We start from the raw sequence: 23,569 nt of genomic DNA, 5'->3' as shown, positions 1-23,569 counted from the left end.
CGCGCCCGCAGCCCTGCCCATCCGCTTCTGCGGGATCGGCCCGACGCGGCGGCCTCGTGCCGCTTCCGATGCGCCGCTCTGGGAACGATCCCCTGACGTTTGACCGGCGCGGAAGCGCCCTCTACGATGGCGTGTGGGAACGATGTCACACCCGGCCCAGCGGGCCTTCCGTCCCGCCGCAGAACCGGAGGATGCATGAGCACACCCCCCGCCGTCCTGTCCTTGGACATCGGCGGCACCAAGCTCGCCGTAGGCGTGGTCACCTCCGACGGCCGGGTGCACGGCCTGATCGTGGAACCGACACATCGCGACGAGGGTCCCGAGGCGGTGATCGCCCGCCTGTTCGATATGGGGCATCGCGCCGTGGCGGATGCCGCCCTGGACACCCCGATCGCGGCAGTGGGGATCTCCTGCGGTGGACCTCTGGACGGCGCCGACGGCGTGTTGCTGTGCCCGCCGCACCTGCCCGGCTGGATCGACATCCCGCTCGGCTCGATGGTGCTGGAGGAGTTCGGCGTCCCGGCCTTCCTGGAGAACGACGCGACCGCCGCCGCACTCGGCGAACACCGCTTCGGCGCGGGCGTCGGCACATCGACCATGCTCTACCTCACCGTCTCCACCGGCGTCGGCGGCGGCTCGGTGGTGCACGGCCGGCTGCACCGGGGCGCCGCCGGAAACGGTGGCGAACTCGGTCACATCATGGTCCGGCCCGGTGGCCGCTTGTGCACCTGTGGGCGACGCGGGTGTCTGGAGGCCTACGTCTCCGGCACCGCCATCGCCGAACGCGCGGCCGAGGCGCTCGAATCCACGGAGAGCCCGGCCCTGGCCGGGGCGTCGCCGCTCACGGCTGCCAGCGTGTCCGCGGCTGCCCGCGACGGTGATCCGCTGGCGGAACGGATCTGGGCGGAGACCACCGACATCCTCGGCCAGGCCCTCACCGACCTGGTGAACATGTTCGAACCGGAACTGGTCGTGCTCGGTGGTGGCGTGACGCGCTCCGGGGCGATGTTGCTGGACCCGGTCACCGAGGCGGTCGCCCGCGATGCCATGGCCCCGGCCGCCAAGGCCGTTCAAGTCGTACTGGCCAAGCTCGGCGACGTGGTGTGCGTCGTCGGCGCGGGCGTCGTCGCCCTCGATGCACTCGCCGAGGTGAGCCATGCGTGACGCCCAGGCCAACCCCCAGATCGCGGCACCGCGGCAGGACGCCGAGCTCGCGCGCCAGCTCGACGACCATGTGGGCACCGCGCGGGCGATGGAACCCCTGCTCCCCGCCGTCCAGGCCATCGGCACGTTGATATGCCAGAGCTTCGCCGCCGGCGGCGTGCTGTACACGTTCGGCAACGGTGGCAGTGCCGCCGACGCGCAGCATTTCACCGGTGAGCTCATCGGCCACTACAAGCGGGATCGCGCCCCGCTGCCGGCCGTCACCCTCACCACCGACCCGACCGTGATGACCTGCGTCGCCAACGACTACACCTACGATGACGTCTTCGCCCGCCAGGTCGAGGCGCTCGCCCGTCCCGGCGACGTCGTCGCGGCCTTCACCACCAGCGGACGCTCGCCGAACATCGTCGCCGGGCTGGAAACGGCACGCAAGCGCGGAGCGACGACGGTGCTGTTCGCCGGCGGCGATGGCGGCAACGCATATGTCCACGCAGACCACGCACTCCTGGTACCCTCGACGGTCACCGCGCGCATCCAGGAGATGCATACCCTGGCCATGCACCTGATCAGTGAGATCGCCGACATCTGGGCGGTCGAAGTGGAGCACCCCTCATGACTATGGATCGTCCAGTAGCGACCCCGGACCGCGCCCTGCACATGATCGGCAACGCGCACCTCGACCCGGTGTGGCTGTGGCCGTGGCAAGAGGGCTATCAGGAGGCCCGTGCCACCTTCTGGTCGGCGATCCAGCGCATGGACGAGTACCCGGATTTCGTCTTCACCTGCGACCAGATCGTCCTCGTCGCCTGGGTGGAGGAAGCGGATCCGGAGCTGTTCGCCCGGATCAAGGAGCGAGTGGCCGAAGGGCGCTGGGTGATGGCCGGCGGCTGGTGGGTCGAGCCGGACTGCAACATGCCCGGCGGCGAGTCGTTCGTCCGCCAGGGCCTATACGGCCAGCGCTACCTGCATGAACGGTTCGGCGTCACGGCGAGCGTCGGGATGAACGTCGACCCGTTCGGGCACAACGCGATGCTGCCGCAGATCCTGCGCGGCCAGCGGATGGACTCGTACTGTTTCCTCCGCCCCGGCCCCCACGAGAGCGACCTGGACGGCACCGCGTTCTGGTGGGAGGCGCCGGACGGTAGCCGGGTGCTCGCTTACCGCATCCCGTTCGAGTACTGCAGCCCGCCCGGCGACGTGGCGCACCAGACCGAGAAAGCGCTTGGCCAGCTCGACCGCTCGCTCGGCGACGTCATGATCTTCTACGGCGTCGGCAACCACGGCGGCGGCCCGACCAAGGCGAACATCGAGTCGATCTACCGCTACGACCGCATGGGCTCCTACGGCCGGATGGTGCTGTCCTCACCGCGCCGGTACTTCGACGAGCTGATCGCGAAACGAGGTGCGGCGGAGATGGCCGAGCTCCCGGTCTGGCGAGATGACCTGCAGCATCACGCGGCCGGCTGCTACTCCGCACACTCCGGCATCAAGCAGTGGATCCGTCGCGCGCAGGCCGCCCTGCTGAGCGCAGAACGTTGGGCCGCCATCGGCTCGGTCACCGACGGCCTGCTCTACCCGCGCGACGAGCTCGACCACGCCTGGAAGCAGGTGCTGTTCAACCAGTTCCACGACGTGCTGCCCGGTTCCGCCATCGAGTCCGCCTACGACGACGCCCGCGACCAGCTCGGCGAGGCCGTGGCCATCTCCAAGCGGATCACCACCTGGGTGCACAACACGATCGCACGGCAGGTCGACGTGCCGTTCGAGGAAGGCACCCAGCCGGTGCTCGTCTTCAACCCGCACCCGTGGCCGGTCACCACCGATGTGGAGCTGCAGTACGGTGTCCAGCCCACCGGCGTGCACGTCGTCGACGCGGACGGCCGTCAGACCCCGTCGCAGCGGACCCAGTCCGTGGCCACCACGAACGACAAGGGACGCGGCGCGGCTGTCTTCCAGGCCGAGCTGCCGCCCCTGGGTTACCGCCTCTACCGGCTGCGTCCGGGTTCCGCCCCGGCCGGAACGCCGTGGAGCAGCCGGGAACCCGGCACCCTGTTCGCCACGGACACGGTGCTGGAGAACGAGATCCTGCGGGTGGAGCTGGATCCGGCCACGGGGTGGCTGTCGAGCCTGCTGGACAAGCGGACCGGAGCCGATCTGGTGGCGGGTGCGCGGGGCGAGCACACGCAGGTGTGCGAAGACCCCACCGATACCTGGGGACACCACGTCATCACCTACGCATGGCCCGGCAAGAGCATGGCCACCACCCGGATGGTGCTGCGGGAGAACGGACCGGAACGGGCGCGGCTGCGGGTCGAGCGTGAACTCGGCCGATCCAGCCTGGTGGAGGAGTTCATCCTGCGCCAGGGGTCGGATGAGCTGGAGGTCCGGGTCACGCTCGACTGGCGCGAGCAGGCGCACCTGTTGAAGATGCGATTCCCGACGGCGCTCGTGGACCCGACGGCCACCTACGAGATTCCGTTCGGCAGCCTGCAGCGCCCGGTCGACGGCGCCGAGGAGCCCGGGCAGTCCTGGGTGGACCTCACCGGTGCCGTGACAGCGGCCGACGGGACGACGGTCCAGGCCGGACTCGCGGTCGTCAACAACGCCAAGCACGGCTACGACGTCTCCCCGGCGTCCGACGACGGCGCGGCGACGCCGAGCATCGGCATCACGGCGGTGCGCAGTCCGGTCTACTCCTGGCACGATCCCAAGCTGCTGGACCCGGACGGCTTCTACTCGTTCCATGATCAGGGCGTGCAGAAGTTCAGTTATCTGCTGGTGCCGCACGCCGGCGAGTGGCGCGACGCAGGGCTGGCCCGGCGCGCGGCTCTGCTCGGTGCACCGCCACGGGCCATGCTGGAAAGCTCCCACGCCGGCGAGCTTCCCGCTGCACAGAGCTTCGCGTCGGACGAGGGCGGGCAGGTCATGGTGACCGCCGTCAAGGGCTGGCAGGACGGCGAGCCGGACGCTCCCGACGTGATCGTCCGGGCCGTGGAGACCACAGGTATCGCGACGTCGGCGCGGCTGCGGCTGCCCGTTCTGGGCCGGGTGATCGACGCCGAGTTCGGTCCGAGCCAGATCCGCACCTTCCGTGTCCCGCGCGACCCGTCGGCCCCGGCGATCGAGGTTGACCTGCTGGAATGGGACCTGGCCGAGAATGGTGAGGACGTCACGTGACCGAGCCGCCGATTCCAGTGCTACGACTCGAGGCGCTGGACGGCTCCGGGGGCGTGGTCGACTCCGTCCTCCTACCGTCCGCGCACACCTCCGAGCGTCCCACGGCACGCATCGGCGGCTTGGCGGAGATCGGCCGGCTGGAGGGGCACACGCCGGCCACCGATCCTGCACAAACGCCGGTGCTCGTCGGTCCGTTCCGGGTCGATGTCTCGATCAAGACGATCGCCGCGGGCACACCATCGGACGTCATCCTGGACGTGGTGAACCGCAGCGGCACGCCGTTCTCCGGACACCTGCGGTTGCGAGCCGAGGTCCGCGACGCGGCGGATCCGTGGTGGCTCATTCCCGGCCTGTTCTACGGGGAGAACCGGCCCGAGGCGTGTGACCGCCGGTTCCCGCGGTTCGAGGCTGGTGCGTCTGATCCGGACGGGATGGTCAGCGATCGCTGGTCGTTCCGGTCCGACCGGGCGGCGACGCCCGCCGTCTTCGCGTGGGGTTCGCGCGGCGGCGTCGTCGTCATGACCAACGAGACCTCACCGTGCGGTCTCACCGGCGTCGGGCTCACACACACCGGGGACGTCGCCGGGGTGCACGTGGACTTCCCCTTCCGGGAGGAGCCGGTGACCTACTACGGGTCCGCCGAGCCGCGAGCGCCCGAGGCCGGCCGGTACACCTGGGCGCCTGGAGAACCGGTCCGGCTGAACGCGTCGGTCGGCCGTCTGGCCGCCGACCGGCACGCGTATGCACCCGTCCTGCGCGACGTCCACGATCGCAACCGCGCCGAGCACCCCATCGAGCCGTGGACCTCCGTGCCCGACGCGGCCGACATCGCCGCGGAGGGGTTGGTGCGCTGGCACTATGATCCCGATCCCGGTGTCCTGCTGGAAACGGTCGGCTTCGACCGTGAGGTCACCGGCGGCGACGGCAGCCGAGTGGACCGGCAGGCGATGCACGTGGGCTGGGTCAGCGGAGTCCCGTGGGCCTACGCGCTGCTGGCGCACGGCCGTCGCTCACGTGCGGAACGGATCGAGGAGCAGGTCGCCGAGTACGGCCCGGCCGAACAGATCGCGGCGGCGGAACGCGTCATCGACTTCATCTGTTCGAACCTTTCCCCCTCCGGTACCTTCTGGGGCACGTGGTACCGGTCCAAGGGCTGGTCGCAGAGCTGGACGCCGATCCGCGACGGCCTGCACGCCCGGACACTCGGCGAGGCCACGCTCTTCGTGCTGCGGGCCCTGGAGCTCGGCGACGACGTCCGAGCGGCGCATCCGCTGTGGGAGGTCGCAGCCCGCTCGAATCTCGACGCCATCGCCGACCGCCAGCGAGGGGACGGCAACGTCGGCTCGGTGCACCATGCCCACGACGGCCGGGTGCTGTCCTGGGAGGGAGCCTCCGGTCTGACCTGGGTGGCCGCGCTCGCCGAGGCGGAACGGTACGACGACGGCCGGTACCTGGCCGCGGCTGTCCGTGCCGGCGAATACTACGCGCAGTTCGTGGAGCGTGAGTTCATCCACGGTGCGCCCGAGGACGTCGACCTCGCTCCGACGTCGGAGGACGGGTACGCGGCGGTGATGGCATACGTGGCGCTGCACCGGCGGACCGGGGAAGACCGCTGGCTGGAGCTGGCACGCCGGGCCGCCGAGTGGATGCTGACGTTCCGCTACACCTACAACGTCGAGTTCACGCCGCGCAGCCCGCTCGGCGTGTACGGGTTCGCCACCCGCGGTTCCGACCAGGCGTCGCCGTCCAATCAGCATGTGCATGCTTACGGTCTGGTCTGCACCCGGGAGCTGCTCGAGCTCTCCGAAGCCACCGGCGATCCGCATTTCCGCGAGCGAGCCGAGGAGACGCTCGCCTGTTTCCGGCAGCTTATCGCGAGTGAAGACGGCGAGGTCAACTCCTACCGAGGCATGGTCACCGAGCGGTACTACCAGACCTCATGTTTCCAACCGAAGGGCATGCTGCTGACGCTGTCCCACGCATGGAGCGTCGGAGTGCTGCTTCTCGGCTGCGAGCAGTTGCTCAACCACGGTTAGAGCCCGCCGAACGGGCCATCTGGGCCGCGCAGGGCGGCCAGCTCGGCCGCCTCTGCATCGAGGTCCTCGACATCGCCGCGGGCGGCGAAGACGGTGAACGGGTGAATCCCCTGCGCGGACAAGCTGACCACCCGTTCCTGCTCGACGGCCTGCAGGTCGCGAAGAGCGTCCAAGACCGTTTCCGCATCAGCCCCATACGCTCCGCACAGCACTTTCAGCCGATGTCGAAGATCCGGCTCAGTATCGAAACCGCACTCACGGTGACGGTTCTCACCGCCAAAGATCGGCACCCCATACCAAGCCGCCTGGGCAAGATCCCACAACGGTGGCGCGGGCTCCGCGAAATCCCAGTCAACCAGGCCCACCAGTCGGTCGCCTTTCCAGATCGTGTTCCACGGCCCGACGTCGCCGTGGCGCATCGACGTGGATCCCGAAACCGGCTCGGTCCGCCACACCGGGTCAGCTGGAGGTACGAAGTCTTCCACGGCCTGTGTCAACTCCCGAAGTATCCGCCCCATCTCGCGTAGACCGCCGTCAGAACGCATGACTGACGGCCAGGGCCGCAGAGCCGGTTCACCCTCGATATACGTCAGGACCTCACGTCCCTGGTCGTCGAATCCCAGAACTCTGGGCGAGTATGGGAAACCGACAGACTCCAAGTGCCTGAGCAGCGCATGCACCGACGGCGTCCACGGGCCCGTGGAACGTCGTACGGTATTCCCCACTCGGACGACCTCGTTGACCACGCCACCGGTCATGACGTGTTCGACCTCGCCGTTCATGCGTCGGCCGCCATCATCGCCTCCTGCCTTGGCGTTGCGCGTGGAACGTCTCACACACTTCCATGCGAAACCTGACCAGGAAACAGGGGGCACCTGGAGAGTGATCGGAGCCGCGTTGTTTTTCCTGCGCCGGGCTCCGCTGGTCCGTGGACCCGAGGAAAACGACGTGCCGTGCGCGCGCCGATCCGGTACCGTCCATGCCGTGTCGAGTCCAGAGTCATTCGAGGTGGGGGCTTTCGGTCACCCCGTCAGCCCCTTGAACCACTGATGCATTAGCGCCCGGAACGGCAACTGCGGACCGGGGCGAGTCTTCTTGCGCGGCTGGCCGCGGTGACGAGACGTCTCATCCGATCTCTCATCACCACGGAGTCACTCGATGCCTCTCCCTCTCTATTTCCTTGCCGTGGCTGTCTTCGCCATGGGCACCTCGGAATTCATGCTCGCCGGCCTATTGCCGGACATCGCCGCAGACCTCGACATCTCCCTCGGGACAGCGGGTCTGCTCACCTCCGCGTTCGCTATCGGCATGGTGCTGGGTGCCCCACTGATGGCGGGTCTCGCACGCAACTGGCCACGACGGACGAGCCTGCTCGCATTCATCGGCCTCTTCCTGATCGTCCACGTCATCGGCGCCATGACCGAGGATTTCGCTGTTCTGTTCATCACTCGGATCATCGCGGCGCTCGCGAATGCGGGCTTCCTGGCCGTCGCCCTGACCACGGCCGCCGAGTTGGTCCCCGCCGATCGGAAGGGCCGTGCCCTGGCGGTCCTGCTGGCAGGCGTCACGGTCGCCACCATCGCCGGGGTACCGGGCGGCGCGCTACTCGGGGCATTGTTCGACTGGCGCGCCACGTTCTGGGCGGTTGCCCTGCTCTGCCTGCCGTCCGCGCTCGGCGTCGTGCGGGGCATTCCCACCAGAACCGAACCGCTCGACGGCCCTGGCGACGACACGGGCAGCGGCCCTGATCTCGGTCGAGAGCTGGCCCAGCTGCGGCGGCCCAGGCTGCTCCTGGTCATGTTGCTGGGCGCACTCGTCAATGCCGCCACCTTCGGCGCTTTCACCTTCCTCGCCCCAGTCGTCACCGACGTCGCCCACCTCGACGACCTGTGGATCTCGGTGGTGCTGGTGCTGTTCGGACTAGGGTCGTTCGTCGGCGTCAACGTCGCCGGGCGGCTGTCCGACCATCGTCCCGGCGTCGTCGTCGCGGCCGGGGGTCCGCTGCTCTTGGTCGGGTGGATCGCGTTGGCTCTCATGGCCGACTACCCAGTGGCCGTGCTCACGCTCGCGTTCACTCAGGGTGCGCTCTCCTTCGCCGTCGGGAGCACGCTGATCGCGCGGGTGCTGCACGAGGCCGCGGAGGCGCCTACCATGGCCGGCTCCTATGCGACCGCAGCCCTCAACGTCGGCGCGACCGTCGGTCCCGTCATGGCCGCAGCCACGCTCAACACAGGTCTTGCCGAGCGCGGTCCCTTCTGTGCCGGAGCCGCCCTCATCACGCTCACGCTCGGCCTGATTCTGCGCTTCCGTCGGCTTGTCACCGGCAACCGTGCAGAGCTCACCTAAGAAATGCGTGTGCTGACCGACAAGCCCTACCGATCGCCCAGCTCAGAGGTGTAGGTCACCGCGGTTCCGTCGAGGACGACTGTCCCGTCGCCGCGCGTCACCGTCGTGTGCAACGTGGCGATCGGCTTGTCCGCGCGCACCTGAAGCACCTCGACCTCTCCGGTGACCTCGTCACCGGGTCGTACCGGTGCCAGGAACTTCCAGTGGACTTCGAGAAAGACGGTACCGGGACCGGGCAGATCCTCGGCCACAACGGCGTTGAGAATGCCGGACGTCACACCACCCTGCACGATGATCTCGCCGAACCGCGATCCGCGCGCCGCCGCGTCGTCGTAATGGAGTGGATTGCGGTCCCCCGTGATGCGGGTGAACAACTCGATGTCCTCGGCGCGGACGGTCCGCGTCCGGCGCGCCGCGTCGCCCTCGATCGGGGCGCCGTTCGGCCAACCCGACATGTCGCCTCCCCCGTTGCATGCTGCACGTCCCCTGGCCCTGACCTCAGTGTGAGCGCACTTGCGACGCTTGGCTACCGGCAACGGTCGCGCGGCACAGCCTTCGTCACCGCACAGCCTTCATTGCGGCGCATCCATGCCGGCTGGCCGCGCACCGTTCCGTTCGGCGAGCCGTCTTCCGACGTCGCGCAGCGACTCCCGCAACGACGACGGCTCCAGCACCTCGACGCCGGGTGCCAGACAGATGAGCTGAGTGGCGGCGACGTTCTCGCCCTCGGTCGGCAGAGTCACCTCACGCCAGCCGTCGTCGTCGGGCGGACCGGCGGACGCCGCCGCGGCCTGATACGACGCGACACTGACGTAGTGGCGGAGGAATCGGAACGCGTGCGGAGACAACCGCACCCGGCAGGTGAACCTGAGCAACGACCGATCGAATTCTGCTGCCGAGGCGGCCCACCAGGAAGCGAGGTCGAACCCCGGTGGCCGCACCACGGGTTCGTCACGCGTGGTTGCCGATGCGATCCTGCCGAGGCGATACGTCCGGGTCTGATCCTCGAGCCCTGCCACGAGATACCACGTGCCGGCCTTGAGCACCAGGCCGAGCGGGCTCAGGCGGCGCTCCACCTCCCGCTCGCCTCGCCGGTAGGTGATGTCCAGCCGCCGCCCGGACCAGACCGCATCGGCCACCGTCGCCAGATGCTCCGGCGTCTCCTCCTGTCCGAACCACCCGGGCGCGTCCAGATGGAACCGCTCGCGCAAGCGGCCGGCGCGGCCGCGCAGCTCTGGCGGGAGCGTGGCGATCACCTTCGATTCGGCCGCCGTGAGCACCGCACCCAGGCCCAGGTCGGAGACGGCGGTGGGCGCCCCGGCCAAGAAAAGCGCGGCCGCTTCGTCGCCGGTCAGGCCGTCGAGCCGGGTGCGCCACCCATCCACCAACCGTATCCCGCCGCCCGGCCCCGGCTCCGCCCACAACGGCACCCCGGCAGCCTGCAGGGCGGCGATGTCCCGGTAGATCGTACGAACCGAGACCTCGAGCTCCTCGGCCAGCGCGGCAGCCGTCGTGCCGCGGCGCTGCTGCAGCAGAAAGAGGATCGACATCAACCGGCTCGCTCGCATATCCGAGAATCTACGCCAAGACACTGACACAAGATGTCAAGAATGCGCGCGCACAGTGGAGGCATGGCAACCTGGAAACAGTTCTCCGTCGAGGCGCCCGAGCTGGCGGCCGCCGTCCGCGCGCGTCTCGAGTTCACCAAGCACCATGTCCTGGCGACGCTCCGCCGCGGCGGGGCACCTCGGGTCAGCGGCACCGAGGTCGATTTCCACGGCGATCACCTGACCATCGGCTCGATGCTCAACGCGATGAAGGCGAAAGACCTGCAGCGGGATCCGCGTTATGCGCTGCATTCCAACCCGGGCGACGGGTCCATGGAGGGCGGCGACGCGAGGATCTCCGGCCGTGCGGTGGAGGTTCCGCCGGAGCGGTTCGACGAGTATCTCGAGCATCCCGTCAATGCACCGGGGGCGTTCCATCTGTTCCTGATGGAGATCGACGACGTCGTGCTGGCCGGCCTGAACGAGAGCCGGACCGGGATGTTGATCCAGCTCTGGCGCCCAGGCCGACCGGTCGAGACCTTCGAACGCAAGGACTGACCCCGCCCCTCGACCATGATCATGAACACGAACCGTGCTATGTGAACGGAAAGTGTTCATGATCATGGGGAGGGAGGGGCGGTCAGCTGACCGGCTGCAGGTCCTTCTCCGCGGGCGCGGGCATGTGCACCTCGGGACGGCCTTCGACGTGCAACTGCGGCAGCCGCCGCTCCCACGACGCCGGCAGCCACCAGTTGCGCCGGCCGAACAGGTGCATCACCGCGGGCACCAAGAGCATCCGCACGACGGTGGCGTCCACCAGGATCGCGGCGGCCATGCCTACACCGATCACCTTGAGGAACACCTCCTCGCTGGGGATGAAGGCGGCGAACACGGCGATCATGATCGCGGCGGCCGCGGTGATCACCCGTCCGGTCCCCGTCAGCCCTTCCACGATGGCCCGCGCGTTGCTTCCGCTCCGCACCCAGGACTCGCGCATCCGGCTCATGAGGAACACTTCGTAGTCCATCGAGAGCCCGAACAGTACGGCGAAGATCAGTACCGGGATGAACGCCGGCATCGGTGTCGCCGTGTCGATGCCGATCAACTGACCGAACCAGCCCCCGTCGAGAGCCAGCGCGACCACGCCATAGGCCGCCGCGACGGAGAGCAGGTTCATCACCGCCGCGGTGATCGGGATCGCGATGCTACGGAACGCCACCAGCAGCAACACCATCGACAGCAGCACCACGCCGCCGATCAGCAGCGGCAGCCGGTCGACCACGTTGTCCGTCGAGTCGATGTTCGTCGCCGTGATGCCGCCGACGTAGATCTCCAGCCCGGTTCCGTCGGTCGCCACCGGAACCACGTCGTCGCGGAGCGTGTGCACCAGGTCCGCCGTGGCGTCGTCCTGCGGACCCGTCGTCGGAATCACGGTGAACACGGCAGTATCCCCGGCCTCGTTCAACACCGGCGGGCTCACTGAGGCCACGCCCTCGGTCGAGGCGATCTGCTGGGCGACGGACTCGAGGGCGGCGGCGTCGGAGCCGGAGATATCGGCGGCAAGCAGCAGCGGCCCGTTGGCCCCGCTGCCGAACGCCTCGGCGGTCATGTCGTAGGCATGCCGGACGGACTTCTCCTCCGCCTCGTTGCCGGCGTCGGGGAACCCGAACCGGGCACCGAGGAACGGGGCCGCCAGCGCAAGCAGGACCGCGACCCCGACGACCGTGGCGATCGCGCTGTGCCGGTCGACGACGCGGCCCCACCACGTCCACCCCCGTGAGGCCGCCACATGGCCGCCCTCGGCGACCTGCGCCTGCCTGCGCCGCCCCAGCGGCAGCCGCAGCTTCTCGATGTGGGTGCCGAGGTATCCGAGCAGCGCGGGGAAGAGGGTCACCGCCGCGACCATCACGATCACGACGGCGACGATCGTCACCGCGGCGGCGCCGCGCATGAACGACAGCCCCATCGCGAACAGGCCGAGCATGCTGACGACGACGGTGGTACCGGCCACCAGCACCGCACGCCCAGCGGTATCCAGGGTCGCGACGGTGGCCCGCTCCGAGTCCAGGCCCACGAGCCTCCATTCGCGATAGCGGGTGACCATGAGCAGCACGTAGTCGATCCCCAGCGCGATGCCCAGCATGGTGGCCAGCGCGGTCGACCAGTCCGGTACGTCGATCACGGCGGCGACCAGACCCGTCGCCATGGCGCTGACGCCGAGGCCCGAGATCGCCACCAACAGCGGCAGCCCGGCGGCCACCACGGAGCCGAAGGTGAACAGCAGAATGAAGGCCGCGGCGACCAGCGCGATGCCCTCGGAACCGATTTCGCCCTGCTCTGCGAGCTGGATCGACTGCCCGCCGAGCGCCACGTCAAGGCCGGGGCGCTCCGCCTCGTCGGCCGCCGCCAGCAACTGTTCACTGGCTTCGTGCGGGACGTTCGCCCCGTTCTCATAGGTCAATCTGAGCTGCGTGATGAGGGTCCGCCCGTCCTCGGAGACGCCGCCCGGCTCTTGGTACGGGTCGCCCACCGAGGCCACGTGATCGGCCGCGGCAAGTTCGCCGAGCAGTTCGTCGACGTCGGCCCGCACGTCCGCAGAGGTGACATCGTCGGCGCGGACCACGACGTCCACGGTGTCCCCGGCGAAGGCGGGGAACCGGTCGCTGAGCAGGTCCTGTGCCTGCTTGGAGTCGGAACCTGGCGCGGAGTAGTCGGCCGCGAAATCACCGGCGAACGCGGCGGAGAGTCCGACGGCGGCGGCGATCGCGACGATCCAGCCGACGACCACACGGCCCCGACGACGGAACGCCACGCCGGCGAGTCTGCCGAGCGGTCCAGGCCGTGGCGGTGCGGGCTCCCTCCGGTCAGGCGTGGAGGTGGAGGTACTCATGGTGATCCCCTGTTAGTGCCGAGATGGAGCGTGACGTAGCTAATGCGCAGTCACATCTGTTATGGCTCATAACTATTCGCCAGTACACTCGAACTTGTCAAGGGCCTTCACTTCTGTAACGATGCTTAACCGAACGTTCATCTGAGGAGACACGTCACGTGGACACATCGCAGACCGGACCCGGCGCGTCCGAGCCGCCGGACGTCGCATCCGAGGCGCGACCGTCCCGGCGGGAGCGCGCCCGTGCCGCGACCATCGAGGAGATCAAGGAGACGGCCCTACGGCTGATGCACGAGCAAGGCCGGACCGACCTGAGGTTCTCCGACATCGCTCGCGAGATGGGCATGACCGCTCCAGCGCTGTATCGATACTTCAACGACCGGGACGAGCTGCTGACCGCGATGATCGTCGACGCGTACGACGATCTCGGCGACAAGGTCGCCGACGCCCGGGAAGCGGTCGACCCTGAAGACCTGCCTGGCCGCTTCTACGCCGTCGCCGCGGCGTACCGTGCGTGGGCCAACCGCGACCCGCAGCGCTTCGCGCTGATCTTCGGCCTGCCGGTGCCCGGCTACATCGCCCCCGAGGAGGGACCGACGACGGAGGCGGCCCAACGTGCGATGATGCAGCTGAAGGCGATGTTCCTCGACGCCGACCAGCGCGGCATGCTGGGTTCACCGATCATCGCCCAGGCACATCCCTCACTACACAAGCCGGCAAAGGACGAGGACGAGGTCATGACCCCGGCGGGCGCGGGGCCGTTGCCACCGGAGTTCTTCCAGGCCTGCTTGACCGCCTGGTCCATGCTGCACGGCTTTGTCACGCTGGAGACGTACGGCCATTTCAGCTTCATCGGACCTGAGGGACGCGACGCCCTGTTCGACACCGTGGTCCGGCTGACCGCGATCACGTCCGGATATCCCTGGCCCGACTCCTGACTCACGGGGCGTCACGTTGAGCCTCGGACTGCCCGGCCTCCGGAGCGCCATCGGCGCCGCCGCGAGGCCGCGGCACGGGGGTATCGCCGGCGTCGGCGAGGAACTGCTCGAGCGCCGTCATCACCAGTGCAGACATGCTCAGCCGCCGCGCCTTCGCGTACGCCTCCGCGCGCCGCCACAGCTGGACATCCTCTTCGCGGACATATACGGCCTTCTGCACTCCCATAGTTGTTGATCATGAGCTACGTATAGAACCTATAAGGACCGTGGGAGTACTTTGTGGTCATGGGTTCGCGTTTGAGATGGTCTCCCGACCCCGCAGAGTTCGTGATGCGGAGGCTCGACGAGGCCGAAGCAGCAACGCTGCAGGCGATCGCCGCCGGCGCATCTCTGGATGCGGGCGAGGGCGGCGAACTTATCGCGCTGGCTCCCGACTCCACCATGATCTTCGACGAGGCCGAGCAGTTCGCGCTGGCACCCCTGGTGTGCAGCTGCGATGACGAGGGATGGCATGCCACCGAACGCGACCCGTCGAAAGTACTGGTGCGGATCTACGATCGGCGAGAAATCGCCCGCGACTGCATAGCCCGCCGCGAGTCGCCGAATCCGTTCCTCCGAGACGAGCCGTTCCTTCACGTGCTGGCCAGCGGCTGGAGGGACCACTCGGACTGGTATGCGGGCTGGGGCCCGGACGGCGAGGACTTCGGCAGGACGCGTAGATCCGCTCCACGGCCGACCGACACCGAACACGAGCCACCCGCCATCGACGACTGACCGGCCGCGGGATACCTCTACCGGGACTCTCCCGCTCCCTGGTGTGCCGACGTGGCTCGCTCCAGCAGCAAGGCGAGACCGTACCGATCGACCGACACGGACGTGGCGGACAGGACGACGACGCCAGCCCCAGCCGCCCGATCGACCCCGAGCCACGATCGGAAGCCACCCGTGCCTCCGTTGTGCCAGGTGATGGGCCGCCCCTTCACGACCATCGTGATCCACGCGGCACCGATCCGCGCACCGCGGCCGAAAGGGGCGACGGGATCGAGCGCGGCGACGCCCGCAGCCGAGCCGTCGAGCAGCGACGCGAGAAGGCGAGCCATGTCGGCGATAGACGCCCGGACGCCGCCCGCCGGCCCGATCGCTTCGCCCGTCCAGGGCTCCCGCACCCGCCCACGCCGGCTTCGCCCCGCAAGTGCCCCTGGCCGGAGCTCATCCGGGCCGGCCGGCACGTAGCAACGTTCAAGTCCGAGTGGACCTACGATGCGGCGCTGTACGAGCTCGGCGTAGCCGGTGCCAGCGGCGCGCGCGACGGCATGACCCAGCAACTCGAAGCCCAAGTTGGAGTAGCGCGGCCGCGGGGTTCCGACCCGGACGTCGCGCGCCTGGTCCAGCAGCTGCGCGAGGTTCTCGCCATACGGATTCGTTCCGTGCCGCCACAGAGCGACCGTGCGCCGCCATGGCTGTGCCGATCTCGGCAGGCGGGGAAGGCCTGACGTGTGCGTGCTGAGGGCATCCAACGGCAGCCGCGCGGCAGGCACGTCACCTAGCGGTAACAGCTCGCCGAGGGTCGAATCGGAGTTGACCTCACCTCGGACGATCGCGTCGGCGTAGAGCAGCCCGGTGATCCCCTTGGAGATCGAGCCGATCTCGAAGTCGGCGTCAAGTCCCGCGCCACGGCTCGCGACGGACACGCCCTCCGGCGACACCACACAGGCCGCGACGACGGGGTGACGAGAGGCCGGCAGCTCTCTCAGCCGGCTGGCGAGCGGGCCATCGCCGTACAGCGCATCGGTCATGGCTGGCCGCCCAAGATGCGGCGACCGCCGTGCTTCTTGTGCACCGCCTGCTTGGAGACACCAAGGACGTCGGCAATCTCCGACCAGGTCGCGCCCTTGTTGCGTGCGCGGCGGACGAGTACGGCCTCGGCCCGTTCCATCTCCGCGCCGATCCGCGCCACGGCCGCCAGGCCCACCAACGGATCCTCATCGGCCGTGGTCACCACCAGGTCTCGCAGTTGCTCCACATCCATGCGTCAACAGTAGTTGACCCCATAGAGCTTCGTCAACAGTGGTTGACGACCCTCGTGGCGGACTTCCGGGTCAGGCCGGCGGGCGACGAACGCTTTGAGCCGCACGGGCGACCGCCCAGGCGTCACCCACCGGCCCCACATGCCCGAGCTTGTCGGGGTTGATCACGGAACGGATCGTCTGTATCCGGCCGTCGAGTATGTCGAACGCCATGGTGTTGATGATCTTGCGGTCCCGGTCGCGGAAGATCGCGCCGGGCTGGCCGTTCACCTCGCGTGGCTCCACCGTGACCTCGACCCGGAGGAGCAGCGGCACTGTCGCGGCAAGCGCCCGCGCCACCTTGTCCGCACCGACGATAGGCCTGGCGAACTGTGGAGCCTTGCCGCCGCCGTCGCCAACCATCTGGGCGTCGGCGGCAAGGAGATCTCGCAGGCCGTCGACGTCACCTTCAGTGAAGGCGACCAGGAACCGCTGCGCGAGCTGATCGCGCTCACGACGGTCCGCCTCGAATCGAGGCCGGCCGTCATCCATGTGCCGGCGCGCTCGCACCGCGAGTTGACGGCACGCCGCCTCCGAGCGCCCCACCGCTGAGGCGACATCCGCGAAGCCGAACCCGAACACCTCTCGCAGCACGAACACCGCCCGCTCAAGCGGGCTGAGCCGCTCAAGCAGCAGCAAGGCCGCCATCGATACCGAGTCGGCCAACTCCGCCGAACGCTGCGGATCTTCGTACGGGTCGTCGAGCAACGGCTCCGGGAGCCATTGGCCGACGTACGTCTCCCGCCGGACGCGGGCCGAGCGCAGCACGTCGATCGAGATCCGGGTCACCGTCGCCGAGAGAAACGCCTTCACGGACGTCGGCTGGGTCGCGGACGCCTCATAGCGCAGCCAGGTCTCCTGGACCGCGTCTTCGGCCTCGCTCACGCTACCCAGGAGCCGGTAGGCGATCGAGAACAGCAGCGGCCGAAGCTCCTCGAACTCATCGACCCGAGTCATGCCAGCACTTCCTTGAAACCCCGGCGCCACGACGGATAGCGCGGCTCCCAACCGAGCTCCCGTTTGGCCTTGGCGTTGGAGAAGCCTCGGCCTTCGGTCATCATGATCACCGCCATCTCCCCGGCGAGCAGCCTGGCCAGCCACTTCGGCACGCGCATCGGTGGCTTCGCGCCCGCGCACTCAGCCAGATACGGCAGCCACTCGCTGGCCGGGGCCGGCTCGTCGTCGACGATGTTGAAGACGCCGGTCGATTTGTGCTCCACAGCCAGCACCGTAGCGCTTGCCGCGTCATCGAGGTGCACCCAGGAGAAATGACCGGTGCCACGCCCGACGAGCGGAAACCTCCGTTTCCGCACCAGGTCGACCTGATCGTCGGTGGCACCGGGTCCATACAGCGCGCCGTACCGCAACACCACGCCGCCGGCTTTGACGACCGCGTCCTCGAGATACCGCAACGCCTCCGCCAGCTTCGGAGCCTTCGCCGGACCCGGATCCAACGGGTCGTCCTCGGTCTTCACCCATCCGCCCTCGCGGATTCCGTTGAAGCTCCCGAAGCCCTGCGCGACGATGTGCGATACGCCGGTCGCCTCGGCCGCGGCCAGCAGGTTGTCCGTCCCTTCGGTCCGCAACCGGACGGTGGCGGCGAAGTATCGGTCCGGGTGCCGCAGATCCGGCTTGCCTGCGTGCGTCAGGGACAGGGCGGTCATCTGATGCACGATCGTGTCCGGCTGAGCCTGCGCCACGGCCTCACCGACCGACATGGGGTCGAGCCCATCGACAACGACCGCTTCCGCGCCCATCTGGGCCAGGACGTCCAGCTTGGCGGCGCTGGTCGTCGTCGCGGTGACGTGGTGTCCCCGGGCAACCAACTGCGGCACGAGGCGCCGTCCCAGGACGCCGGTGCCACCTGCCACGAACACCCGCATGCCCATCACACCCTTCCGACCTCGGCTTTGTCCTCTCAGACCTGAGACGAGACAGACCCGCCTACGTGTGACATGCCGCATCCACCTCGCTGCCCTGACGGGGCGGTGAAGGAGACCGATACCGTGGCGAGATCCCACGTCCCGCACCTACGTCAGCTGCGATGATCAAACTCGGGTCCGCGGGCGCCGTGCCGAATCATGGGGTGATCGCGTCGCGGACCAGCGCGGTGTCGACGAACTGTTCGAACCGGACGATCAACCCGCCACGCACCGTGAAGTGGTGTGCCACCCGAACGTTCAGGGGTTTGCGGGTCGCCTTGTGGGTCGCGGTATAGCGGGCCAGGACGACGACGTCCTCGCCGTCCGCGACGTAGGTGTCGTCGTGGACGACCCAGTCGTCCCAGTCCTGCGCCAGTTTCTCCATCACCTCGCTCGTCACGCCCTCGGGTGTGCGGTAGGTGCCGGCGAGCGGGAACCCGGCCATCTCAGTCCACTCCACGTCGGGGGCGAGGGTCGCCCGCAGGGCGGTAAGGTCGCCCGCGGCGGAGGCGAGGTACTGTCGCCGGACCACGGCGGCCGGTGCCGTGTCGTCGGCCGGGCTCAGCCCCACGTCATCTCTCCCTTCGCGACCTTGGTGCCCAGCGAGGCGGCGATCCGGAGCCCGGCGTCCGGGTAGGCGGCCAACAGGCTTTCCTCGGCCGCTGCGGCGTCGGCGGCGTCGGCAACGGTCTTCTCGAAGTACCGCAGGTACTCGCGGGTGTGCCGGATCGCGGTCGTGTCGGTGGGCGCGCCGGCGACGCGGTGGCCGGCGACGACGAAGGCGGGGTTGAGCGCTTCAACGCTGTCGAGGAAACGGAGCCATTCCGTGCGCTCTCCGACTGTGGGGGTGTCGGCGGTCCACACGTGCAGCCCTTCGAACAGCAGCACACCGCCGAGCAGAGCGCGTCCCGCCGGTTCGAAGACGTACCAGGCACGGTCGCCGAGAGCCTCGCTGCCGTGGCGCACCTCGAGTTCGACGCCGTCCACGGTGACCGACGGCGTGGTCAGCGGCGCGATGTCGACCAGCCGGGTGGGGAGGTTGGCTCCGAGGTGTGCCCAGGCGCCCAGCTTTTTCTCATAGGTCTCGCGGATGTGGTCGATGACGTTGGCCGGTGCCACGAACACCGCCTCGGGGAAGGCGTCGGCGACGACCTCGGCGCCGAAGTAGAAGTCCGGGTCACCGGCGGTGATCAGCACGGTGGTCAACCGCTTGCCGGAGTCGAGGACCTCGGCGACGATCCGGTGCCCGTCGGCCCGGGTGAAGGTCGCGTCCACCACGATGGACTCCGTGTCACCCGTGACCAGCGTGCTCGTCTTGTTGAGCGAGCTGTCGGCCGCGTCGATGATCTTGTAGGTGAGGTTGCTCATTGCTGTGTCCCTTCGGACTGTTGTTGTTTATTCGGAATGGGCGAGGTGCCGGTCGATCGCGTTGGTGAGCTGAGTGGCCGTGGACGCGGGACCGCCGAGCCTGATCACGCCGGTGTCGGTGTGCAGCAACAGGGTCGGGTAGGAAGTGACCCCGAGCCGGGCCGCGCGCGTGAAGTCCTGTGCCGCCGCGGTCCGGCCTGTGGGCGAGGCGAACCCGGTCACGACCGCGTCGGCGTCCAGGCCCTGCTGCTGGGCGATGTGACGGTAGGTCGACACCTCCGACAGGCTCAGCCCGTCGAAGTAGAACGCCCGCTGCATCGCCTCCGCCGATTCCAGGGCTCGGCCGGGAGCCGCCGCCCGCAGCGCGGCGAACCCGGCGGCGGCGGCCGTGGAATCCATCTCGAAGCGGCCGTCGGCCACGAGCTTTGTGGTAGCCGGGCCCGAACTGGACACCGGTCAACGCGGCGATGCGCGCGTTGGCTCCTGCCACGTACGTCATGGTGCCGATCGGCACAACCTGGGCTCCGGTGAACAGGCCCCCGCTGACGACGTCGAGCTCGACTCGCCCGGCGTTGGCGGCGGCGAAGCCGCGGACCGCCGGGCCGAAGCCGTAGCACCAGCCGCAGTAGGCGTCGAACACATAGGTCAATTTCACCGTCATGCTCGAAGCCTAGGGACCTGGCCTGCGGTTTTCACGGTAGCGGCGCGACGTAACATGGTAAAAATGGGAACGATGTCCCCCGACGCCATCCGGCCCGTCCGGTATGTGCCACCGCCCGGTGTGACCGGAGAGATCGAGCTCACCTCACTGGCTCGCATGCGGGTACGCGGCGGCCCGCGCGAGTTCATCGCACCCCAGCGCCTCGACTTCGACCTGCTGATCCGTGTCGAGTCGGGCGGCACCGTACACACCGTCGACTTCACCGGGTACCCGCTCGAACCCGGCGACCTCATCTGGGTGCGCGCCGGCCAGGTGCAGCAGTGGGGTGCCATCGACGACATCGAGGGCCCGGTCTTCCTGTTCACCCCGTCCGCGATCGACACCGGTACGTGGGAGCTGATCCGGTCGGCGGGTGCGGTCACCCCCAACCACTGGGCCGCCGCCACGGTCGCAGGCACGCCCGTGGCAGCCGCCCTCGACGCCGCGCAGGCCACCGCCGCGACACCGGCACCGTCGACCGCGGACGTCCGTGACGCAGCCTTGGCCCGTGCTCTCGCCGCGGCGCTGCTCCTGCTCGTCATGGCCGAACCGGAGGCCGGCAGCCACCGCCCGCCCATGCACCAAGTGTTCGTCTGGTTCCGCGACGAGCTGGAGGCGAATTTCCGCACCAGGCACAAGGTCGCCGACTACGCGGCCCGCCTGGGCTACTCGACCCGCACCCTCAACCGACTCGCCCGTGAGAACACCGGCCTCAGCGCCAAGCAGCTCATCGACGAGCGCGTCGTGCTCGAAGCCAAACGCCTCCTCGCCCACGGACCCGACTCGGTCGCACGGATCGCCGACCAACTCGGCTTCGACGATCCGTCCAACTTCTCCAAGTACTTCCAGCACCGCACCGGGACGACGCCGGCTGCCTTCCGGGGCCGTTTCAGGCCGCGCACTGAATCGCCCGAACGACACCCCAAACTCGGTGGCTCGCTAACTCTACCTGCGCCGAAGCGGCAACGACCGCTGCCGAGGTCACTCGGCATGGGCCGAGGCGGGCGCGACGCCGCCTCGTACATCGGCGACATCCTGGCTGAACGTGAGTGACCATTTCACGCGAGGTATGGCCGGATTGCGTCGGCGAAATCGACTTCCGCCAGGCCCAGGAGCGTGCCCCGCAGGTACGCCGGATACAGCACACAGGTGTCCAGCAAAAACTCGAACGGCCATGGCACATCACCGTGTACGCCGCGGCGTCGCAGTGGCCTCGTACGCTCCGGCGTCTTCGGAGATCTCCGTCAACTCATCCAGCGCCGCTCGGCGCTCATGACGCCGTCGTTCTTGAAAGTCCAGGAGGTCGCGGAGCAGCACACGCCTGTGCCGCCCCGGCTGCGAGTACGGGATCTCACCGTTCTCCAGCAACCGCACCACCGTCGGGCGACTCACCCCCAGCAGATCCGCCGCCTCCTGTGTCGTCAATGTCTGGTTGTGCGGAGCCACCGTGACCACCTGTCTGTCCGTTCGCCATCACATCACAATGTCGTGCATCACGGAGACGTGAACACGGTCGCAAAGTGGGGCCGCACAACGACAAAGCGGCTGGTCAGATCGCTCTGACCAGCCACCGTCGATGGGCGCGCCCCGAGGGATTCGAACCCCCAACCTTCGATCAGGTGCACGAAGTGCGCGTTGGTAGCCGTTGGCTTGGCTGGGTGACCTGGCACGATGCAGTTGATCGCCGCTGGCGCCCGTTGGACATGTCGAGTAGTTTTGTGGTCGTAAAGCGGTCGAACTTGATCTTCGAACACCTGTCGCGCCCGCGCCGAGTCAGCACGGGCCTACCTAGGCTGCGCCCTCGGCCCGTGCCGCCGCGACGAACGCTTCAACGTCCTCTCTGGCGTACAACACGCGGCGGCCGCCAAGCCGGAAGCTCTTGGGCCCCTTGCCGATATAGCGCCAGTAGCGCACCGTCTCTGCGGGGACCCGCAATAGCTCCGCCACCTCAGCCGTAGTCATGTACTCGTTCACGAGCGATCTCCCTCCTTGGTGTCCTCACCCAATAGGGAGCCCCATCAGGCCGCACAACGGACCTGTCATCAAATCCGCCTCACAAGGCAGCTCGTCCTCTCGCCGCATTTCCCTAGCAGGCGCCTTTGGCCTGCCCGGTTACCGTCCATCAAAGCATGCGGGGCAGGATGGGCGGCGCGTCCAGGGGCAGGGCGTTCGATGCGTAGAGACGGGGTCGTAAATGGCGAATCATGACGCCGCCGTTCTCAATCCGGCCGTCTTGGCATGTGAATAACTCGCCTTTGACCTCAGACGCATGTCACCGCCGTCCACCATACTCATTGACTCGGGTCGGTATCCGAGAGGAAACATCATGGGCGACAAAGCGCGGGCAACCAACGACCACTTCGTGCCGCAGATGTACCTGCGGCGGTGGGCCGTCCCGCGTTCTGGTCGAGGCGGCCACCAACTCATCGCAGCACCCGCCGACAACCCTCGGAGTGAGTTCCCCGCAAGCACTCGCAACATCGGATCTGAGAAGGGCTTCTACTGGGGCACGACGCCTGAAGGTGTCGAGCACCATCACACGGAGAAGTTCCTCAGCATCATCGAGAGCGAAGCGACGACCGCCTTTCGAGCGCTCCTCGACAAAGACGAAGGCTCACCGGCTGCCGACGCGTTGCCTCGGCCCTGGCCACCGAGACCAGCCCATCGCCTAGCGATGTCCTGGTGGATCGCAGCCCAGATACTGCGGACACCCCGGCAACGCGAGCGCCTATGGAACCTCGACGGCAGCCCCCTCGATCCGCCACGATCAATCGCCAGCGCCAACCACCACATCCGGTACATAGCCGAGAACGTCGCACCGCTAGCGGCGACCATCTACAGGCGCGCATGGGGCGTCGGCTACTCCACGCCATGCCTCCTCACCAGTGACGCACCGGTCCAAATCATGAATGCACAGGACGATTCAGATCAACTACGCGCCGCGTCGTACTGGGACATCTACCTGCCACTCGATCCCCACCGATACCTCCTCATACCGATCCAGCGCCCCCAAGCCCGCGACCTGACCATCGACCACAAGATCGACCCGAACGGTGCACCCATCACCATCCCCCTCAACGAAACCGTGATGGAGACCGCCCACCGCCACATCTTCTGGCACCCCGACCATGACCCCCGGCCGCGTCTCGACCTCGACCAAGTCCTGGCGATCCGGCAACAACGACCTGCCGCGGGCGGAAGCCAGTCGACCTTCTCCTATGCCACGTTGCACCCCGACGCCGGCATCGAGCGACGATGGCTCCACCGTCACGTACCCGACCACGCATCCAGCGAACACCCCGGCACAGAACGAACCACGACCGATCCGACCGCCACGGCAGAAACAATGCTGAACCGTCTCAACACCGACATCCAGCGATACCGCAACACGGGCAGAACCTGAGCCATATGGGCA

General features: G+C 68.3%; 23 protein-coding genes and 1 pseudogene. 10 read left to right on the top strand and 14 right to left on the bottom strand.

Annotated elements, in window-relative coordinates; genetic code table 11:
- Positions 1–195: 195 nt before the first annotated feature.
- From G1H10_RS04005 to G1H10_RS03990, 4 genes are read left to right on the top strand one after another with little or no spacing between them, the layout of a single operon-like run.
- Positions 196–1,164: an ROK family protein gene (locus tag G1H10_RS04005; RefSeq protein ID WP_163732949.1), complete on the top strand. Its 969-nt coding sequence runs from the start codon at positions 196–198 to the stop codon at positions 1,162–1,164.
- On the top strand, positions 1,157–1,780 hold the full coding sequence (locus G1H10_RS04000) for a D-sedoheptulose-7-phosphate isomerase (protein WP_163732946.1): 624 nt from the start codon (positions 1,157–1,159) through the stop codon (positions 1,778–1,780). Before G1H10_RS04005 ends, G1H10_RS04000 begins: the two co-directional genes overlap by 8 nt.
- Positions 1,777–4,341 (top strand): alpha-mannosidase, encoded by a 2,565-nt coding sequence (locus G1H10_RS03995; protein WP_163732944.1) that lies wholly within the window; start codon positions 1,777–1,779, stop codon positions 4,339–4,341. Before G1H10_RS04000 ends, G1H10_RS03995 begins: the two co-directional genes overlap by 4 nt.
- Positions 4,338–6,377, top strand: a complete 2,040-nt coding sequence (locus G1H10_RS03990; RefSeq protein WP_163732942.1) for a hypothetical protein — start codon at positions 4,338–4,340, stop codon at positions 6,375–6,377. Before G1H10_RS03995 ends, G1H10_RS03990 begins: the two co-directional genes overlap by 4 nt.
- Here G1H10_RS03990 and G1H10_RS32265 read toward each other — a convergent pair.
- Complete coding sequence (locus tag G1H10_RS32265) at positions 6,374–6,895, bottom strand: phosphotransferase (protein ID WP_281354120.1); 522 nt, start codon at positions 6,893–6,895, stop codon at positions 6,374–6,376. The two genes, G1H10_RS03990 and G1H10_RS32265, sit on opposite strands and share 4 nt — an antisense overlap.
- A 640-nt stretch (positions 6,896–7,535) precedes the next feature.
- On the opposite strand from G1H10_RS32265, the gene G1H10_RS03980 reads away from it, so the two are divergent.
- On the top strand, positions 7,536–8,723 hold the full coding sequence (locus G1H10_RS03980) for a Cmx/CmrA family chloramphenicol efflux MFS transporter (protein WP_163732939.1): 1,188 nt from the start codon (positions 7,536–7,538) through the stop codon (positions 8,721–8,723).
- Positions 8,724–8,749: 26 nt separating this feature from the next.
- On the opposite strand, the gene G1H10_RS03975 is transcribed toward G1H10_RS03980, so the two are convergent.
- Both G1H10_RS03975 and G1H10_RS03970 read right to left on the bottom strand, forming a co-directional pair.
- Complete coding sequence (locus G1H10_RS03975) at positions 8,750–9,178, bottom strand: MaoC family dehydratase (RefSeq protein ID WP_163732936.1); 429 nt, start codon at positions 9,176–9,178, stop codon at positions 8,750–8,752.
- A gap of 117 nt (positions 9,179–9,295) precedes the next feature.
- The gene (locus tag G1H10_RS03970) at positions 9,296–10,291 is read right to left on the bottom strand and encodes a helix-turn-helix transcriptional regulator (RefSeq protein ID WP_163732933.1); all 996 of its coding nucleotides are present in this window, start codon (positions 10,289–10,291) and stop codon (positions 9,296–9,298) included.
- A 63-nt stretch (positions 10,292–10,354) separates the two neighbouring features.
- Here G1H10_RS03970 and G1H10_RS03965 point away from each other — a divergent pair, with 63 nt between their 5' ends.
- Positions 10,355–10,828 carry a pyridoxamine 5'-phosphate oxidase family protein gene (locus G1H10_RS03965; protein ID WP_163732930.1) on the top strand — a complete coding sequence of 158 codons (474 nt, stop codon included), beginning with the start codon at positions 10,355–10,357 and terminating at the stop codon, positions 10,826–10,828.
- Between the two features lie 82 nt (positions 10,829–10,910).
- Here G1H10_RS03965 and G1H10_RS03960 read toward each other — a convergent pair whose 3' ends face one another.
- A complete protein-coding gene (locus G1H10_RS03960; protein WP_163732927.1) occupies positions 10,911–13,160 on the bottom strand; it encodes an MMPL family transporter in 2,250 nt (749 codons plus the stop codon).
- Positions 13,161–13,318: 158 nt separating this feature from the next.
- On the opposite strand from G1H10_RS03960, the gene G1H10_RS03955 reads away from it, so the two are divergent.
- The gene (locus tag G1H10_RS03955) at positions 13,319–14,098 is read left to right on the top strand and encodes a TetR/AcrR family transcriptional regulator (RefSeq protein ID WP_163732925.1); all 780 of its coding nucleotides are present in this window, start codon (positions 13,319–13,321) and stop codon (positions 14,096–14,098) included.
- 1 nt (position 14,099) lies between these two features.
- Here the strand turns inward: G1H10_RS03955 and G1H10_RS03950 are convergent, their stop codons facing one another.
- The gene (locus G1H10_RS03950; RefSeq protein WP_163732922.1) at positions 14,100–14,324 is read right to left on the bottom strand and encodes a hypothetical protein; all 225 of its coding nucleotides are present in this window, start codon (positions 14,322–14,324) and stop codon (positions 14,100–14,102) included.
- A gap of 59 nt (positions 14,325–14,383) precedes the next feature.
- On the opposite strand from G1H10_RS03950, the gene G1H10_RS03945 reads away from it, so the two are divergent.
- Positions 14,384–14,872 (top strand): DUF6221 family protein, encoded by a 489-nt coding sequence (locus G1H10_RS03945; protein WP_163732919.1) that lies wholly within the window; start codon positions 14,384–14,386, stop codon positions 14,870–14,872.
- A 17-nt stretch (positions 14,873–14,889) separates the two neighbouring features.
- On the opposite strand, the gene G1H10_RS03940 is transcribed toward G1H10_RS03945, so the two are convergent.
- The 7 genes and pseudogenes from G1H10_RS03940 to G1H10_RS34935 all read right to left on the bottom strand — a co-directional run bounded on the left by G1H10_RS03940 (position 14,890) and on the right by G1H10_RS34935 (position 20,094).
- Positions 14,890–15,894: a serine hydrolase domain-containing protein gene (locus G1H10_RS03940; RefSeq protein ID WP_163732916.1), complete on the bottom strand. Its 1,005-nt coding sequence runs from the start codon at positions 15,892–15,894 to the stop codon at positions 14,890–14,892.
- Positions 15,891–16,127: a helix-turn-helix domain-containing protein gene (locus tag G1H10_RS03935; protein ID WP_163732913.1), complete on the bottom strand. Its 237-nt coding sequence runs from the start codon at positions 16,125–16,127 to the stop codon at positions 15,891–15,893. Before G1H10_RS03935 ends, G1H10_RS03940 begins: the two co-directional genes overlap by 4 nt.
- 70 nt (positions 16,128–16,197) lie before the next feature.
- Positions 16,198–17,121, bottom strand: a complete 924-nt coding sequence (locus tag G1H10_RS03930) for an RNA polymerase sigma-70 factor (RefSeq protein ID WP_163732910.1) — start codon at positions 17,119–17,121, stop codon at positions 16,198–16,200.
- A complete protein-coding gene (locus G1H10_RS03925; protein WP_163732908.1) occupies positions 17,118–18,047 on the bottom strand; it encodes an NAD-dependent epimerase/dehydratase family protein in 930 nt (309 codons plus the stop codon). The genes G1H10_RS03930 and G1H10_RS03925 overlap by 4 nt, the downstream gene beginning before the upstream one ends.
- Before the next feature lie 196 nt (positions 18,048–18,243).
- Positions 18,244–18,651 (bottom strand): nuclear transport factor 2 family protein, encoded by a 408-nt coding sequence (locus G1H10_RS03920; RefSeq protein WP_174264058.1) that lies wholly within the window; start codon positions 18,649–18,651, stop codon positions 18,244–18,246.
- Positions 18,648–19,454: an MBL fold metallo-hydrolase gene (locus tag G1H10_RS03915; protein WP_163732902.1), complete on the bottom strand. Its 807-nt coding sequence runs from the start codon at positions 19,452–19,454 to the stop codon at positions 18,648–18,650. The genes G1H10_RS03920 and G1H10_RS03915 overlap by 4 nt, the downstream gene beginning before the upstream one ends.
- A gap of 27 nt (positions 19,455–19,481) precedes the next feature.
- A pseudogene (locus G1H10_RS34935) lies at positions 19,482–20,094 on the bottom strand (DsbA family protein).
- A gap of 84 nt (positions 20,095–20,178) precedes the next feature.
- Here G1H10_RS34935 and G1H10_RS03905 point away from each other — a divergent pair.
- The gene (locus G1H10_RS03905) at positions 20,179–21,207 is read left to right on the top strand and encodes an AraC family transcriptional regulator (protein ID WP_216852879.1); all 1,029 of its coding nucleotides are present in this window, start codon (positions 20,179–20,181) and stop codon (positions 21,205–21,207) included.
- A 129-nt stretch (positions 21,208–21,336) separates the two neighbouring features.
- On the opposite strand, the gene G1H10_RS03900 is transcribed toward G1H10_RS03905, so the two are convergent.
- Together G1H10_RS03900 and G1H10_RS03895 are read right to left on the bottom strand one after the other, a co-directional pair.
- Positions 21,337–21,600, bottom strand: coding sequence for a helix-turn-helix domain-containing protein (locus tag G1H10_RS03900; protein WP_216852878.1), 264 nt, complete (start codon positions 21,598–21,600; stop codon positions 21,337–21,339).
- A gap of 342 nt (positions 21,601–21,942) precedes the next feature.
- Positions 21,943–22,128 (bottom strand): helix-turn-helix transcriptional regulator, encoded by a 186-nt coding sequence (locus tag G1H10_RS03895; protein WP_216852877.1) that lies wholly within the window; start codon positions 22,126–22,128, stop codon positions 21,943–21,945.
- Between the two features lie 295 nt (positions 22,129–22,423).
- Here G1H10_RS03895 and G1H10_RS03890 point away from each other — a divergent pair, with 295 nt between their 5' ends.
- Positions 22,424–23,557, top strand: a complete 1,134-nt coding sequence (locus G1H10_RS03890) for a DUF4238 domain-containing protein (RefSeq protein WP_312856520.1) — start codon at positions 22,424–22,426, stop codon at positions 23,555–23,557.
- The last annotated feature ends 12 nt before the right edge of the window (positions 23,558–23,569 follow it).

The organism is Phytoactinopolyspora halotolerans (assembly GCF_010550675.1).
Lineage (GTDB): Bacteria > Actinomycetota > Actinomycetes > Jiangellales > Jiangellaceae > Phytoactinopolyspora > Phytoactinopolyspora halotolerans.
This window is presented reverse-complemented; position numbering and strand designations above follow the sequence as displayed.